This window comes from Romboutsia sp. Marseille-P6047 (assembly GCF_900604535.1).
Classification (GTDB): domain Bacteria; phylum Bacillota; class Clostridia; order Peptostreptococcales; family Peptostreptococcaceae; genus Romboutsia_E.
The window spans coordinates 170,019-186,196 of record NZ_UWOT01000007.1 but is presented as its reverse complement, the minus strand read 5'-3'; the positions used below and the strand labels follow the sequence as shown (position 1 = coordinate 186,196).

At 26.8% G+C, this 16,178-nt stretch carries 14 protein-coding genes and 1 pseudogene; 10 read left to right on the top strand and 5 right to left on the bottom strand.

What is annotated here, in order from left to right; all coding sequences use genetic code 11:
• Window positions 1–215 precede the first annotated feature (215 nt).
• A complete protein-coding gene (locus EIH23_RS09465; protein WP_122640045.1) occupies window positions 216–1,211 on the bottom strand; it encodes a hypothetical protein in 996 nt (331 codons plus the stop codon).
• Between the two features lie 132 nt (window positions 1,212–1,343).
• On the opposite strand from EIH23_RS09465, the gene EIH23_RS09460 reads away from it, so the two are divergent.
• Together EIH23_RS09460 and EIH23_RS09455 are read left to right on the top strand one after the other, a co-directional pair.
• Window positions 1,344–2,264 (top strand): hypothetical protein, encoded by a 921-nt coding sequence (locus tag EIH23_RS09460; protein WP_122640044.1) that lies wholly within the window; start codon window positions 1,344–1,346, stop codon window positions 2,262–2,264.
• A gap of 84 nt (window positions 2,265–2,348) precedes the next feature.
• Complete coding sequence (locus tag EIH23_RS09455) at window positions 2,349–3,959, top strand: hypothetical protein (RefSeq protein ID WP_122640043.1); 1,611 nt, start codon at window positions 2,349–2,351, stop codon at window positions 3,957–3,959.
• Between the two features lie 24 nt (window positions 3,960–3,983).
• Here the strand turns inward: EIH23_RS09455 and EIH23_RS09450 are convergent, their stop codons facing one another.
• The 3 genes from EIH23_RS09450 to EIH23_RS09440 all read right to left on the bottom strand — a co-directional run bounded on the left by EIH23_RS09450 (window position 3,984) and on the right by EIH23_RS09440 (window position 7,033).
• Complete coding sequence (locus EIH23_RS09450) at window positions 3,984–4,823, bottom strand: CotA family spore coat protein (RefSeq protein ID WP_122640042.1); 840 nt, start codon at window positions 4,821–4,823, stop codon at window positions 3,984–3,986.
• A gap of 131 nt (window positions 4,824–4,954) precedes the next feature.
• Window positions 4,955–5,716 (bottom strand): CotA family spore coat protein, encoded by a 762-nt coding sequence (locus EIH23_RS09445; protein WP_122640041.1) that lies wholly within the window; start codon window positions 5,714–5,716, stop codon window positions 4,955–4,957.
• Between the two features lie 207 nt (window positions 5,717–5,923).
• Window positions 5,924–7,033 carry an ABC transporter ATP-binding protein gene (locus tag EIH23_RS09440; protein ID WP_122640040.1) on the bottom strand — a complete coding sequence of 370 codons (1,110 nt, stop codon included), beginning with the start codon at window positions 7,031–7,033 and terminating at the stop codon, window positions 5,924–5,926.
• 220 nt (window positions 7,034–7,253) lie between these two features.
• Between EIH23_RS09440 and EIH23_RS09435 the strand changes: the two genes are divergently transcribed.
• The 7 genes and pseudogenes from EIH23_RS09435 (at window position 7,254) to EIH23_RS09410 (ending at window position 14,799) form a co-directional block, all read left to right on the top strand.
• Complete coding sequence (locus EIH23_RS09435) at window positions 7,254–8,075, top strand: response regulator (protein ID WP_243113370.1); 822 nt, start codon at window positions 7,254–7,256, stop codon at window positions 8,073–8,075.
• Window positions 8,076–8,087: 12 nt separating this feature from the next.
• Window positions 8,088–8,294, top strand: a pseudogene (locus EIH23_RS16605) (HD-GYP domain-containing protein); the annotation flags it as partial.
• Between the two features lie 159 nt (window positions 8,295–8,453).
• Window positions 8,454–8,837 (top strand): PAS domain-containing protein, encoded by a 384-nt coding sequence (locus EIH23_RS09430; RefSeq protein ID WP_122640039.1) that lies wholly within the window; start codon window positions 8,454–8,456, stop codon window positions 8,835–8,837.
• A gap of 128 nt (window positions 8,838–8,965) precedes the next feature.
• The gene (locus EIH23_RS09425; RefSeq protein WP_122640038.1) at window positions 8,966–11,164 is read left to right on the top strand and encodes an ATP-binding protein; all 2,199 of its coding nucleotides are present in this window, start codon (window positions 8,966–8,968) and stop codon (window positions 11,162–11,164) included.
• A gap of 122 nt (window positions 11,165–11,286) precedes the next feature.
• Window positions 11,287–11,841 carry a ferritin family protein gene (locus EIH23_RS09420; RefSeq protein WP_122640037.1) on the top strand — a complete coding sequence of 185 codons (555 nt, stop codon included), beginning with the start codon at window positions 11,287–11,289 and terminating at the stop codon, window positions 11,839–11,841.
• A 315-nt stretch (window positions 11,842–12,156) separates the two neighbouring features.
• Window positions 12,157–13,770, top strand: a complete 1,614-nt coding sequence (locus EIH23_RS09415; RefSeq protein WP_122640036.1) for an amidohydrolase — start codon at window positions 12,157–12,159, stop codon at window positions 13,768–13,770.
• Between the two features lie 129 nt (window positions 13,771–13,899).
• On the top strand, window positions 13,900–14,799 hold the full coding sequence (locus tag EIH23_RS09410) for a polysaccharide deacetylase family protein (protein WP_243113368.1): 900 nt from the start codon (window positions 13,900–13,902) through the stop codon (window positions 14,797–14,799).
• A 310-nt stretch (window positions 14,800–15,109) separates the two neighbouring features.
• Here EIH23_RS09410 and EIH23_RS09405 read toward each other — a convergent pair whose 3' ends face one another.
• On the bottom strand, window positions 15,110–15,460 hold the full coding sequence (locus tag EIH23_RS09405) for a cupin domain-containing protein (protein ID WP_122640035.1): 351 nt from the start codon (window positions 15,458–15,460) through the stop codon (window positions 15,110–15,112).
• Window positions 15,461–15,794: 334 nt separating this feature from the next.
• Between EIH23_RS09405 and EIH23_RS09400 the strand changes: the two genes are divergently transcribed.
• The gene (locus tag EIH23_RS09400; protein ID WP_330566212.1) at window positions 15,795–16,139 is read left to right on the top strand and encodes a C-GCAxxG-C-C family protein; all 345 of its coding nucleotides are present in this window, start codon (window positions 15,795–15,797) and stop codon (window positions 16,137–16,139) included.
• The last annotated feature ends 39 nt before the right edge of the window (window positions 16,140–16,178 follow it).

The window sequence follows — 16,178 nt, the reverse complement described above, 5'->3', positions numbered from 1 at the left end:
AATTTATACTATCACTATTAATTTCAATAATGTATAAGTTATTTTTAAATGTAATTAACTCTTGTCCTTCTTTTAATTTTTGATTTTTATATTCAAATATACTTACCTTTTTATTTATTTCTTTTTCAATAAAACTCTCTAAGTCTATCATTATAATCCCTCCCCAAAAAAATATAAAAAGTAAGGTTAACTACCTTACTTTAATATATCATTTATTATAATATGATACTACCATCTTTTAGACCAAAAACATCAGAACCATTAAAATGTTTACTATTAGAATGATATTGATATCTTAAAAAGGGATCATTAGATGAAACTAAGTCTACATTTGGAGTGGTCCAAGTATTACCAGAATCATAAGAAATACATTCGTATAAGTTAAAATACTCAATCCATTTTATATATAATTTTGATTTATATTTAAATATACTAGGGAAAGCACACATGGGATCCTTACTTAATAATTGCTGATTATAAATTTTAAATGATCTATATTTTAATTGACCTTTTAAATAAGTACAGAAATATTTGCCTGAATTTTTTTCTGAAAAAGTAATATGATAGATTCCACTATCATCAATTAAAGCAGATAAATAAATTTTACTTTTCTTTGAATTAGTTATTTGTACTGGGAAAGACCATTTAAGAAGATTAAAATCAAAAGTAGATACAAAAAGTTCTTCAAATCCATTTACAAGCTTGAAATAAAATATGCTAGGTATATCTTTATTGAATATTACAATAAAATTAGTCATTATATCATAATTAATAATATCAATCCTACTTTTCTTAGATAATTTATCTGAATTATATATATGTATTAAGTAAGCAGAATAAGGATGTTTTTTATTTATAGAATAATAAAATATATGATTATCATTGAATACATATTTTATATAAACAAATTTAATCATAAAATTTATAAAGTCATACTTAAGAATAGAATCAGTATTAATAATTCCATTGGAGATATTTAATTTAAGAAGTTTACCAGCTTTATTATTTATAATTCCATATATAGTGTCATCATGAGTTATATCTAAGCAAATATCAATAAATGAAAATTCACCATCTAATATAGTATGAGATTGTTCTTTACTGGAACTTAAATCTATAGAAGTGTATATAATATTATCATCAAATGTAAATAGATTTAACTCACCTTTAGAACTTTCAATTAGTATTTCAGTTTTATCAATAAAAGACATAATTTTCCTCCGATTAAATAGTTATATTAATTAATATGTTACTAATATGGTAACATGAACCTATTTTAGTCATATATTTTAATAAGGAGAGAATGGAGTCTTTTCTAAAAAATAGACAGGAGTGTGTTATTTATGAACGATATGGAATATAATAACATTTGTCCAGATAATTATGGATGTGATTGCAATAAATACAAAAATGTAAACGACAAGCATCCAATGGAATGTTGTAACCAAGATGAAGAGCCTTTAGATGTAAGTACAGCAAAGTGTATACCAGTTTTATGTGATAGAATATATGACTGTGTATTTCTTGAAGATAAGCAAAGAAAGTTTTTAAAAGATATTAAGTTTACTATAACATCTAAAGGGGATTATAAACAAGGTGAAAAAATTTGCATAGAAAAAACTTTCGTAAAATATAAATGTATAGGGTTAATAGACCAAGAGATAGAATCAAGAATTGATAGTCTAGAAAATGAGATAGAGCTACGAGCTTGTAATGGATCAGAAACTTGTAAGTTTAACCTTGAAGTCAATGGAGAAGTTTGTGATACAAAAGTATATAATATTTACAAAGGAAGTAAGATGCTAGATATAGACTGTTGTGGGTATGAAGGAGAAAAAGTATTAATTGGGGAAGATTGTTTAAAATTCTATATATGCAAAGCTAAAGTAATAGTTAAAGGAAAAATAGGATGTGAACCATTTAGAGCAGAAAGTACAGAATTTACTGGAAAATTAAGTGAAGGATTTGGATTTAAAGAAGTAGATTTATTTGGTAATATATGTTTACCTTGTGGTAAAAATAGAGTTGATTTTCAAGTAATGTATGATGGATGTTTCTCAATAGATTGTATAAGAGCAACACAAACATATTGTGAACCTTATAAAAATAGAAATGCAAGAGAATTTTATGCAGATGCATTCTCAACATTATTGATAACTAAAAAAATATATGCCACAGTAAAAGATGAATTAATAGTTTATACAAATCCAAGAAAAGTAATTTGTAATGATGGAAATATAGATTCAATCTGTGATTATGAGTAATATTTTATAATTAACATAGAGCATAAAATCTCCTTTTTATACATAGGTATAATAAGGAGATTTATTTTTTTAGGAGGAGTTGCTTTGAGTAAGTATGATAAGTCAATTTCTAAGATACTTATAATCTTAGAAAATCTAATGCATGGAGTAGCAAATAGAAAGGATTTTTTTATTGAATTAGAAATAGTAACTAGAGAAGGCAATAAAAGTTTAATTAAATGGAACTCAAATAATAAAGGTAAAACTAAAATTAATAAGAATATGTTAGTAGTAAATGATAAGTCATTGATATCATTAGATGATATTATAAAAATAAAGATATTAAATACTAATATGGATAAAGAAATAAAAGATAGATTAATATATGAAATAAAAGATAGTGTTAAAAGTGAATATAGTCAACAAAATCGTGGAAGAAACTTAAATTATAATAAAAGAAATAACAGTATGTCAAAAGATAGAAAAATAGAATCACTTATAAGAGGTAATAATTCAAATATAAAAACAATAACTTTTGATGGTATAAAAAGAGATAGTATTGGTTGCATAGATAATTTTGATAATATAGATGTGTTAAATAATGGGACAGATATAGATATTAAAAAGGAAAGTGTATTAGGAGATATTGATATATTATCAGAAGATTGTAGTGTAGTATCATCAGTAGATGAAACAAAAGAAAGTGTAGTAAAAAATATAGAAATTGAAGAAAAACTTGTTTTAACTGATAAAGCTAAAGAAATTGAAGTCGCAAAACCAATACAAGTAGAAGAGTTAGATATTGTTACAGATATACAATTAGAGGATTTGAATATATTATCAAATCCTAATAAAGCTAAAGTAATAAAGGATATATCAGAGAGTAAATCAAAAGCAATTATAAATATAGATAAAAATTTTAAAAGTAATATAGTTGGTAATATAGATAAGTCTACACAATTTATTAAGCCAGAAAGAATTAATATTTTAGATATATCTCCAATGAATAATTATATAAATAAAGAGGAGGTGGTAAATAAACCATTAGTACTAGATCCTACTGGAGAAAATTACATAGGCGTTATACTGGATGATGGTACATTTGAACCACTGACAATTACTATGAAAAGTATAACTGTTATGCCAGAAGTTACAGATAATATATTAATTAATATTAATGAAGAAAATATAATAAGTAAAGTTATGGAAGATATAAGCTATGAAACTAATGATTTTTTTAATTCTTTAGACATTCAATATAATGAAGATGTAATAGAGGATAAAGATGATAAATTAAAATCAATGAATGAAGTTATAAAAATGTCCAATAAAAGAATAAAAAATATTTTAAATGAAGATGAGACAGCATTTGTTACGAGTAAAGAATATTTAGAGTCAATTAAGAGTATAAAAGATACTGAAAATACTTTAGTATCTAAAATTAATAATATAAAAAATACAGATGTTATTAATTATGTAAACTCTAATAAGACACAAAAGGATGTAATAGAAGATGTTTTATTAAATAAAAAATGTAATAGTGTTGTTGAGAATATAGAATATAGTAATAGAGCTGTACTTCATCCAAATGAAGAAAATATAGATGGTATTATAGAATTTGTTGGTAATGGAATTATGCTAGTTAATGAAGAACTAGGAATTACAATATACTCTACAGAAAAGATAAAGAATATAAACAATCCCCCTATAAATTAAATATAAGGGGATTTATTCTATTTATTAGAATCCAAATACAGAATTTAAGCAAACAAAGTAAAAACGTAAACGAGGAGATAATAATCCTGCATTTCTAGTATTAAATATAGCTATATCTCCTATTCTTCCAAAATAATCATATCCAGCTAAAGCTAACCAACCAGCAGTAATATTAAGACCACCCATAGAACAATCAATTTGATTTAATATACTTTCATTACAGCAACAATTTTTACAATCTGTATGTTTACATTCATGTAATTCACAATCACCATCGTGTTCGTTTATACATTTATCTAAAGCTTTTTTAAAATCATTATAGTTGGATAAACGTGTTCCCTCAACACCAGGAGTAGGAACAAAACCAATTCCAAAAGCATCTAAGCTACATAAAGATAATCTTTCAACTTTTAAGTCGGGTTCTCCAATTGGCTCTGGAACATAAGGTCTATATACATTAGCTCCACCATTAGGTAATGAAATAAAGCCACAATTACATGGATCAAAGCTAACTGCACTAACTTGTAATAAATCGATATTATCTGGGTTACCTAATAATCCAGCTTCTGGTTTAGCACCTATGAAGTATTCTTTACCTATAAATCCAAATTGAGCATTTGCATCTAATAAAGTTCTAAATTTGTCATTACACAATAATAAATTGAAAAGTATTTCAAAGTCTTTCTCACAACAGCAATCATCTTTTTTTTGATAAGGGTTTCTCATATATTCATCTTTATAATATTCATCTTGGTAGTATTGTCTTTCAGGTTCTCTTTCATAAGAACCTATAGGTATTCTTTCGTAAGAGTTTTCTGGTTCTTTATTATAAGATTTTTCATCATTCCAACCATTTTTGCTCATAATATATATCGCTCCTTAAAAAAATTTGTATTATATAGGCATTATAAACCCTATATATTATATATATTAAATTTAAAGAAATTTGCTACCTAAAACATACAAGCTAAGCTTTATGTCAAATAAGATACTTATTAACTAATTGTTCCTGTTCCAAAGTAAGAGATAGAATCTAAGCAAATAAAGTAAATTCTATTAGGTCTATTAGCTGAAGTATTTTGAAATACAGCTACGTTTCCAAATCTTCCTAAATATCTAGCTTGATATAAAGCTAACCATCCAGCAACTAAATTAATATAATTAGTAATAAAGCCAATTTTATTAAGTATAGAATCATTACAACAACAATCTTTACATTGAGGAATAGTGCAGTCATGGCTATCACAATCAAGTACTTTTTTTAGATTATCTATAAAATTAGTTGCATCTTCGTTATAGTCAAAGACAATAGCATCTAGATTACATAAGGAAACTTGTGCAATTGGCAAAGTTATTTGTTGATCGTCAGCATCATCTGGATTTGTAGCTGTAGGGTATGCTAATGAAGAACTTGATACATTAATATATCCACAAGTACAATTATCAAAACCATCAAAGTTAGCTGATGGAGCAGAAATATTATCATTAAATAAAGTAGCCCAATTAGTATAAAGCTCTAATGTTGTACCAAGTAATAAATTCTTACCAATGAATGCAAAATTAGCACCACTAATACCAGATCTTAATTCATCACATACAAGTATTTTTAAAAGATCATACATATCATCACTGCAACAACAGTCATTGTTTTTCTTGTCTTGAAAGTGTGGATCTGGCATGTACATAGGTTTATAATAATCTTCTTCATACTGTTTATTAAAATTAGGTCTTCTTTCACTCCAATAATTTTTACCCATAATAGATATCGACTCCTTGAAAAATTTGTACTATATAGGTCTTTTGATTTCCTATATAGTACATAATATTAAATTTAGAAAAAATTGTTACTAAAAGTGATAAAGAAAGAAGTTGTTGTCGAAAAATGTATAATAATGAATAAATTTATATAAAAAAAGTAAGATATAAATTTGTAGAAAGTTTATATCTTACTTTTTTTATATAGATTAAATTATTGTCATTTCAGTTTCTTTATCAAAAATATGAATATGATTTTTATCCATAGCAAGTTTTATTTTTTCACCGTAGTTAACTCTATATCTACCATCAAACCTTGCTGTAACACTAGAATTACCTAATTTTAAATAAGCATATATTTCAGCGCCCATAAGTTCACTTAATTCAACTTCTGCTTCAAATACAGTATCTAAACTGTTGTCTATGAATAAATCTTCTATATGTATATCTTCAGGTCTTATACCCAATACAACTTCTTTTCCTATATAGTTATTATCTATAAGAGGTTGGCAGTTACCTTTGCTTAAATGCATATTTAAGTTATCATTAAATGCATATATTTCTCCGTTTTTTTCTTCTAATCTAACATCTATAAAGTTCATTTGAGGAGCACCTATAAAGCCTGCAACAAACATATTAGCTGGATGGTCATAAATTTCTTGAGGTGTAGCTATTTGTTGAACTATACCATCTTTCATAACAACTATTCTATCTGCCATTGTCATTGCTTCTACTTGGTCATGTGTTACATATATAAATGTAGTTCCAAGAGATTTATGTAATTTACTTATTTCAGTTCTCATTGATGTTCTAAGTTTAGCATCTAGATTTGATAAAGGCTCATCCATTAAGAAAACTTGTGGATTTCTAACAATTGCACGTCCTAGAGCAACTCTTTGTCTTTGTCCACCAGATAGAGCCTTTGGCTTTCTATCTAAAACCTTTTCAAGATCTAGTATTCTAGCAGCTTCTTTAACTTTTTTATCTATTTCATCTTTTGGCATTTTTCTTAGTTTTAATGCAAATGCCATATTATCGTACACTGAAAGATGAGGATATAAAGCGTAGTTTTGGAATACCATTGCTATATCTCTATCTTTAGGATCAACATCATTTACTAACCTATCTCCTATATGTAATTCTCCAGAAGAAATTTCTTCAAGTCCAGCAATCATTCTTAGTGTAGTAGATTTACCACATCCTGATGGTCCAACTAACACTACAAACTCCTTATCTTGTATATCAATATTAACATTTTTAACAGCATTATATCCATTACTATAAGATTTACAAATATTTGTTAAAGTAACTTTAGACATTTTTAATTCCCCCTAATAAATTTGATTATTAACTTAATCTTTATAATTAAATAATAGTGTGAAAATGTTTTCTAAACAATGTTTATACTAACTAAAAATATTTGTACAAAATGTACAAATGTTTTTAGTTAAGTGTTGTAAATATGAAAATATAGAGTATATAATAGTAGTGCTATAGAATGTAAAAAAATGTAAAAAATAAAGATATTGAGGAAGATAAATGAAATTAAAACATATTTTAGTTATAGATGATAATGTAACTAACCTAAAATTTGCTGAGAAGACATTAAAACCTTACTATAAAGTAAGTTTATTGATTTCAGGAGCACAAACGCTAAAGTTTTTAAGTAAAAACAAGCCAGATTTAATCTTACTAGATATAAATATGCCAGACATGGATGGTTATGAAACAATAAAAAATATAAAGGCAAATCAAGATTTAGAAAACGTACCAGTTATATTTTTATCAGCAATTACTGATAGTGAAAGTGAAGTTCGAGGGATTGAGTTAGGTGCAGTTGATTTTATAAACAAGCCATTTGTACCACAATCTATGTTAAGTAGAGTAAAAATGCACCTAGAACTTAGTGAATATAAGAAAGAATTAGAATCTAAAGTTTCTGAAAAAACTGAAATGATAGAACATTTACAAGATGTAATGATGCTATCTCTTGCAGAATTAGTGGAATGCAGAGATGAAAATACAGGTGGACATGTAAAACGTACTGCTGAATATGTAAGACTTTTAACAGAAGAAATTGTAGACGCTGATTTATATAGTGATATATTAACACCAGAGTATATAAAAGATATTGTTCGTTCAGCTCCACTTCATGACATTGGTAAAATTGGTATAAATGATTCAACTTTGCTAAAAACAACTTCATTAGATAATGATGAGTTTGAATATATGAAAAAACATGTTGAACTTGGAAGTCAATCATTGCAAAAAATGATAAATGAAACAGGAGATGAAAGCTTTTTGTATATAGCCAAGGATATGGCACATTATCACCATGAAAAATGGGATGGTACTGGTTAACCAGAAGGATTAAAAGGTGAAGATATACCAATAAGTGCAAGAATTATGGCAATAGCAGATGTATATGATGCTTTAACTACAAAAAGACCATATAAGGAGCCATTTTCTCATGAAATGGCCGTTAATTTAATAATAGATGGAAAGGGTAAAGGATTTGATCCTAAAATTGTAGATGTATTTGAAAAAATACATTATAAGTTTGAATTAGTAAATTTTTAAATTATAATGATTAAACTATAGAGCCTAGTATTGTAAGGGTAAGTATATAGTTTCTAAGATAGAAGTAGTGTTAAAATACGATAGTGAGGTAAATGTTTATAAATTTTATAACAATGAGACAATATCTATCTGTTTATTTTAATTGAAAGGATAGGTATTATGAGTGATATTATAGATATAAACTTAGAATTAGAAAAACTAAAAAAAGAAAATGAAGTACTCAAAAAACAAAACTTAAGACTAAAAAAAGATATAGAAAATGCAAAACTTCATTTTAAAGAAAAAGATATAATAGATAAAAAAATAAAGCAAATTAAAGAGGAACGATTAGAATATTTTAATTTATTTCTAAAGTTCTGTAAAGAAAGCGTTATAGCTCTTGATTCAGACTTAAGATTTATTTATACAAGTGATAGTTTTTTAAAAATGATAGGTCATGAAAGTAAAGAGAATTTAAAAGGAAAGCATGCATACGATGTATATTCTAAATATAGAGGAAAAAAAATGGAGAAGAGTTTTGTGATTTATGTAGAGAATGCTTAAAAAATAATGAAACTATAGAAAGACAAATTCAATATAAGAGTAAAATAGATGGATCTACTAAATATACAACTATTACCATATCTCCAGCAACTAATAAAATTGGTGAACTTCAAAATCTTGTTATAGTATTGAAAGATATAACTGCATTTTATGAAATGAAGGAAAAGGCTGAGAATGCAGGTAAAGCTAAAACTCATTTTTTAGCCAATATGAGTCATGAAATAAGAACACCTATGAATGCTATAGTTGGAATGGTTGAGCTTATTATGAGAGAGGATATAAGTGACACAGTAAGAGAACATGTATACAATATAAAGTCAGCAAGTACAAATATTTTAGGAATTATAAATGATATTCTTGATATATCTAAAGTTGAGTCCGGAAAAATAGAATTAGTTGAAGATGAATATGAGTTTGCATCTATAATAAATGATATTACTAATATGGCTGTTGTTAGAATAGATGAGAAGGATATAGATTTCTTAGTAGAAGTAGATTCAAATATTCCTTATAAATTATTTGGAGATGAGATAAGGCTTAGGCAGATAATAATAAACTTAGTAAATAATGCAATTAAATTCACTAAAAAAGGATATGTAAAGCTAAGAATAGAGTCAAGTAAAATAAATGATAATAAGGTTAGTTTAAGTGTTTCGGTAAAAGATACAGGTATAGGAATTAAGCAAGGTGATTTATGCAAGTTATTTGAATCTTTTAAACAAGTAGACACAAGAAGAAATAGAGATATAGAAGGAACAGGTCTTGGTCTTGCAATATCAAAATCACTTGTTGAGCTTATGGGAGGTAATATTTCAGTAGAGAGTACATATGATAAAGGTAGTAATTTTAGCTTTACTATTACTCAAAAAGTTACGAACTACAAAGGCTTTGCACAAGTAGAAGGAGATAATTTAGAAAAGAATATATTAGTTTATGAAGAAAAATATAGTGATAAAGAATCTATAAGATATATATTTGATAGCTTAAAACTTAAAGCAGATTATTGTAGTGAAAGTTCTATATTCTTGAACATGCTTAAATCTAATAGATATAGTCATGTTTTTGCATCATATAAATTTATAGATAATTATAAAGATTTTATATTAAAAATGAATGCGGATGTAAAACTTATAAGCATGATAAATAGAGGAGAAGAATACCACATATTAGATAATGTTACATATATTCAAAAACCTATTTACTGTTTACCCGTAGCATCTATATTAAATGATGAAAATATATCATTATTATATTCAAAAGATTGTAGTGATAATCAAATATCATTTATAGTTCCAGATGCAAAGATACTTATAATAGATGACAATGCTGTTAATTTAAAAGTTGTATGTGGATTTATGTCGCAGTATGAAATGGAAATGGATACTGCATTTAGTGGGTTTGAAGCTTTAGAAATGGTAACAAAGAAAAAGTATGATATTATATTTATGGATCATATGATGCCAGATATGGATGGTATTGATACTACTAAAGCTATAAGAAGTCTTACAGGAGAATACTACAAAACAGTTCCAATAGTAGCATTAACTGCAAATGCAATAAGTGGAGCGAAGGAGATGTTTTTAGCTAATTCTATGCAAGATTTTTTATCGAAGCCTATAGATAGTAAAAAATTAAATACCATTCTTAAAAGATGGATTAGAGAGGAACTTAAAATACATCCAAGAGAAAGTAGATTAGTAAAAAATACACCAGAAGAAGATAAAAGCATAATTAAACTAGATTTATATGGAATAGACCATGAAATGAGTATGAAAAAAAACAGTCTTGATATAGAAGATTATATTGATATTTTAAAGGTATTTCTAAAAGATGGTAAGTCGAAAGTTGATAAACTAGAGTATTATGCAAGAGAAGAATTAAAAAGATATACTATTGAAGTTCATGCTATAAAAAGTTCTAGTGATAGTATAGGAGCATATGCATTATCAAAACAAGCAAAAATATTAGAAGGTGCAAGTAAGTCTGGCGATATAAATATTATTTTTGATAATAATACTGAGTTTATAGCTGAATATATAAAGATACTTAATAGCATAGAAGAAAATATTAATAGATTAAGACATAAACGTGATAATAGTTACTATAACCATAAAGAAGAAATTAGTAAAGATGAGTTAAATAAAACTATACAAGATATAAAGAAGGCCTTAGACAACTTTGATTCTGATATGGCTATTGATCTTTTAAATCAAATTAAGAATACTAAACTAGATAATACATATGAAAAAATTATTGATAAAACACTTGAGCTTATAAATATATTCGAATACGATGAGGCGTTAGAGTGTATAGGAGAAATCAGTTAATAAAATTTTTTTATAAAATGTTTAATATAAATTTTTGCGGGTATAAAATTATTATCTTATTAAATTAGAGATTAAAAATGTAATTATTACATTGGAATATATATATTAGGAGGATAAAGATTATGAAAAAATTCGTATGTACAGTATGTGGATATATTCACGAAGGAGAAACAATAGAAGGATTTGTATGCCCAGTATGTAAAGTAGGAGCTGATAAATTCGAAGAAATGTCAGGAGAATTAAATTGGGCTGATGAACACAGAATAGGTGTAGCACAAGGGGTAGACGAAGAAGTTATCGAAGGATTAAGAGCAAACTTTGTTGGAGAATGTACAGAAGTAGGAATGTACTTAGCAATGAGTAGACAAGCTGATAGAGAAGGATATCCAGAAGTAGCAGAAGCTTATAAAAGAATAGCATTTGAAGAAGCAGAACATGCTGCTAAATTTGCTGAATTATTAGGAGAAGTAGTTGTTGCTGATACTAAAGAAAACTTAAGAGTAAGAGTTGAAGCAGAATACGGTGCAACTGATGGAAAATTAAAATTAGCTAAGAAAGCTAAAGAATTAGGATTAGATGCTATACATGATACAGTTCATGAAATGTGTAAAGATGAAGCTAGACATGGTAAAGCATTCTTAGGATTATTAGAAAGACATTTCGGTAAGCAAAACTAATTATAAGTTTTATTATTCAAATAAATTTAACAATAAAAAATACCTTAAGAACCATAGTTCTTAAGGTATTTTTTATTGTTAAATTTATTTGAATTTGTGTCATTATCAAGTGAGAATATGATATATCATTAAGAAACAATATTGCTATAGTAAAATCATTATAAATTCAAATAATTATAAATTAAAAATAAATTGCAGGCTTAATAGACAAAGTAGTATAATGAAATACATAAACCGACAAATTTAATTAGTAAGATTTATTAAAAAAATACTTTAGCTTATGTTAAATGTATTTTTATCAGGAGGTCAAATAAAATGGCAATTAATGAAAGATTATATTTTAATGGAGACATACTAACACTTGAAGATGAATTATATGCTGAGGCAGTGTTAGTTAAAGATGGTAAAATATTTAAAGTAGGTAAGAGAGAAGATTTATATAAGGAATCAAGTGAAAATGTAGAATTAATAGACTTAGAAGGTAAGACTTTAATACCATCATTTATAGATGCACATAGTCACTTCTCAGGATATGCAAGTGGATTTACACAAGTTAATTTAGCAGAATGTACAAGTTTTGAAGAAATAGCTGAAGCTATAAAGAAATTTATAGAGAAGAACAATGTACCAGAAGGTAAATGGGTTCAAGCTACAGGGTATGACCAAAACTTCTTAGATGAAAGAGTACATCCAACAAAAGAAATATTAGATGTAGTATCTCCAAAAAATCCTGTAATAGCTAAGCAAGCATCAGGACATATGGGAGTACTTAACTCTTTAGGTATAAAAGAATTTGGAATAACAGTAGATACTCCAAATCCAGAAGGTGGGTTAATAGAAAAGAAAGATGGAGAACTAACAGGATATATCGAAGAATCAGCGTACTTTGAGTATGTTCAGAAATTACCAATGATATCAAATGAAGAATTCTTTGGTAGTTTAATGAAAGCTCAAGCTGGCTACGCTAGTTATGGTATAACAACAGCTCAAGAAGGATTTGTTGTAGAATTATTAGCAGATGTATATAATTACTTAGCTTATGCTAATATGTTAAATATAGACTTAATTGGATATATGGATATGTCTAAAGCAGAGATATTAAAAGAGAAATTCGCAACAAGTTTAAATAAGTATAATAATCATTTCAAAATAGGTGGATATAAGACATTCTTAGATGGTTCACCGCAAGGAAAAACTGCTTGGATGAAAACTCCATATCAAGGTGAAGAAGAGTATTGTGGATATGGAACTCAAAATGATGAGCAAGTAAAGGCTAGCCTTGAAATAGCATTAAAAGATAATATGCAAATACTAGTTCACTGTAACGGTGATGCTGCTTGTCAGCAATATATAGATCAATATAAAGCTGCAAAAGAATCAACAGGACTAAATAATGACATAAGACCAGTTATAATACATGCTCAATTATTGGATAGAGATCAATTAGATGATGTTAAAGAATTAGGAATGATACCATCATTCTTTGTTGCTCATGTAATGCACTGGGGCGATATACATATAAATAACTTCGGGATAGAAAGAGCACAAAGAATAAGTATAGCTAAATCGACTGGAGATATGGGAATACCATATACATTCCATCAAGATACACCAGTTATAGAGCCTGATATGCTTGAAACTATGCATGCTGCAGTAAATAGAGTAACTAAGAGTGGAGTACTATTAGGTGAAGATGAAAGAATAAGTGCTTTAGATGCATTAAAAGCTGTAACTAAGAATGCAGCATTTCAATATTTTGAAGAAAATATAAAAGGAACTATAGCAGAGGGTAAATTAGCTGATTTAGTTATATTAGATAGAAATCCATTAAAAGTTAATACTAATGAAATAAAAGATATAGTAGTTCTTGAAACTATAAAAGAAGGTAATACTATATTTAAAAATAATATAATTTTAAAATTAATATAAAATAGATGAAGCCTTTTTCATCTATTTTTTTATTTTAATAATAGATAATTGAAAGAGTTTTTATGATTAGGACAAGTTATTACTTCATATATATAACAGAATAATAAATCTGTATATGGAGGTATAAACGTGAGCAATAAAAAAAGTCCAAATCAGATTCTATTCTTTGCATGGCTTACTTGGCTTATAATAACATTAAACTATAGTGCTATGGAATTAACTGAATATAGAATTGAGATAAAACAAAAGCAAATAGAAATTCAAAAAGAGCAAGAAAAAGAAGAAAGAGAAAAAAAGGCTAGAGAATTAGAAGATCAAAAAAAAATGGTTGGAGTTATTCATGAAGCAAAGCAATATACATATGATGCTAGAAAAATACAAGATAAACTAAATACACAGAATTATTCTAATAATGGTAAAAAAATTGTATTTTTAACATTTGATGATGGACCATCAACCACTGTAACTCCTAAAATACTAGAAGTTTTAAAAGAAGAAAATGTTAGGGCAACATTTTTTGTAAATGGAAAAACTTTAGAAAATGGAGGGGAAGATGCAAACGAAATACTTAAAGAATCTTTTAATTATGGAAATGCAATAGGAAATCATTCATATAGTCACGACTACCAAATACTTTATCCAAATAGACATTTAGACATAGATAGTTTTACCGATGATTTTGAAAAAAATGAAGAAGTTTTAAAAAGTGTACTAGGAGATTACTTCTCAACTAGAGTAATAAGATGTCCAGGTGGATATATGTCTTGGAAGGATATGGATAAGCTAGATGAATATTTAGATAAGAATAATATGGCAGAAATAGATTGGAATGCATTAAATGCTGATTCAGAAGGTAAAAAGAAAAATGCTCAAGAGTTGGTAAGTGAAGCAATTAAAAGTTCTAATGGAAAAGAGATTGTGGTTATTTTAATGCACGATACCTATGGAAAAGATGAAACTGCTAAAGCACTTCCTCAGATTATAGAATATTTTAAAGATCAGGGATATGAATTTAAAACATTATCGTAATATTATAAAAAATCTATCACAGAATAATTTTAAATTGTTTATGTGATAGATTTTTTATGTGAAAATTTAGAATAACTAGTTTATAAAAAGTATATATTATATAAAAAGTATATGTTATAGGGGATTATATGAAATATAGTTTGTATAAGTTGGTAATACAGATAATAGAGAATTTTTACCGAACTGTAGATAGATAAAGGAATACAAATAAGAGTTCAAGGTAGATGTTAAGGAATATACATAAATAAATTTAAATAAAAATATGGAAGCAGCCATATTGGCATACTTCCATATTTTTATTTGAATTTATCTATGCATCTTTAAACTCTGAGCCAGCACCAACTTTTGTTATTTGAACTGCAACCATATCATTGTCACTTCCATTTGTTATGCTATGCCACTCATTTGCTGATACTAATATCATAGCTCCTTCTTTTACGTGATGTTCCTTTTCTCCTACTGTCATAACTCCACATCCCTTTAAGAAAACAAATATTTGTTCTCCGTTTGGATGTTTATGTTCTTTTAGTACTTGATTAGGTCTAAAATAGTAAACTTCAGAAGTCATATCATTACCTGAGAAAACAGGTATCTTAGGAACTACAGAATCATTAAATTGTTCTAATGAACCATCTAGTAAGTTTTTGTGTATTTTTTCCATAATAAACCTCCTACAAACTTTTATATATATTATATTTTCCACATTGAGAATAACTATTCTTAAATAAATTATTAATACAAACTTGATTTAGTATAGAAAAAAATAATAGTCCTATATAATAATTCAATGACCATAATGTCTAGAATATAGTAAAATAGTGCATGTAACAAAATAATCAGAGGGATTTTATAATGATCGTTTGTAAAGAAGTTAGTTTAAAAAAATTAGAGGACAAGCGGAAGAATTGTTTAGAGGAGGATTTTTTTGTTTAGAGGCAGTTGTAAGTGCAATAAGAAGTAATTTTGAGCTTAATATATCATAGGAAGCTATAGCTATGGCGTCAGGATTTCCTGTAGGAATAGGTAGATCTAAATGTCTATGTGGAGAAGTGTTTGGAGATGTTATGGAACTAGGTATATTCTTTGGAAGAACTAATCAAGGGGATAAAAAGGTAGAGAAAAATTTAGAGCTTTCTAAAGAATTACACGATTATTTTAAAAATACAAATGGGAAAAATACATTATATTGCCGTATATTAACAAAAGAGTTTGATATGTCTCAAGGAGAGCATAAAGAACAATGTATTTATTTTACAGTATTAGTAGAAAAAGTTGCTGAAATAGTAATAAGAGAGTTAGGTCTTGTAAATATAGATGATAAAAAATTAATAGAAGCTTAACAAATTTGATATTTAGATAAGAGTTAAATTGTGGTAAAC

What these genes read in the sequence shown, in the direction of transcription:
- EIH23_RS09460 (WP_122640044.1), top strand. Translation starts at nt 1,344, where the DNA reads ATGAACGATATGGAATATAATAACATTTGTCCAGATAATTATGGATGT.
- EIH23_RS09450 (WP_122640042.1), bottom strand. Translation starts at nt 4,823, where the DNA reads ATGAGCAAAAATGGTTGGAATGATGAAAAATCTTATAATAAAGAACCA.
- EIH23_RS09465 (WP_122640045.1), bottom strand. Translation starts at nt 1,211, where the DNA reads ATGTCTTTTATTGATAAAACTGAAATACTAATTGAAAGTTCTAAAGGT.
- EIH23_RS09405 (WP_122640035.1), bottom strand. Translation starts at nt 15,460, where the DNA reads ATGGAAAAAATACACAAAAACTTACTAGATGGTTCATTAGAACAATTT.
- EIH23_RS09400 (WP_330566212.1), top strand. Translation starts at nt 15,795, where the DNA reads ATGGCGTCAGGATTTCCTGTAGGAATAGGTAGATCTAAATGTCTATGT.
- EIH23_RS09435 (WP_243113370.1), top strand. Translation starts at nt 7,254, where the DNA reads ATGAAATTAAAACATATTTTAGTTATAGATGATAATGTAACTAACCTA.
- EIH23_RS09445 (WP_122640041.1), bottom strand. Translation starts at nt 5,716, where the DNA reads ATGGGTAAAAATTATTGGAGTGAAAGAAGACCTAATTTTAATAAACAG.
- EIH23_RS09420 (WP_122640037.1), top strand. Translation starts at nt 11,287, where the DNA reads ATGAAAAAATTCGTATGTACAGTATGTGGATATATTCACGAAGGAGAA.
- EIH23_RS09440 (WP_122640040.1), bottom strand. Translation starts at nt 7,033, where the DNA reads ATGTCTAAAGTTACTTTAACAAATATTTGTAAATCTTATAGTAATGGA.
- EIH23_RS09430 (WP_122640039.1), top strand. Translation starts at nt 8,454, where the DNA reads ATGAGTGATATTATAGATATAAACTTAGAATTAGAAAAACTAAAAAAA.
- EIH23_RS09415 (WP_122640036.1), top strand. Translation starts at nt 12,157, where the DNA reads ATGGCAATTAATGAAAGATTATATTTTAATGGAGACATACTAACACTT.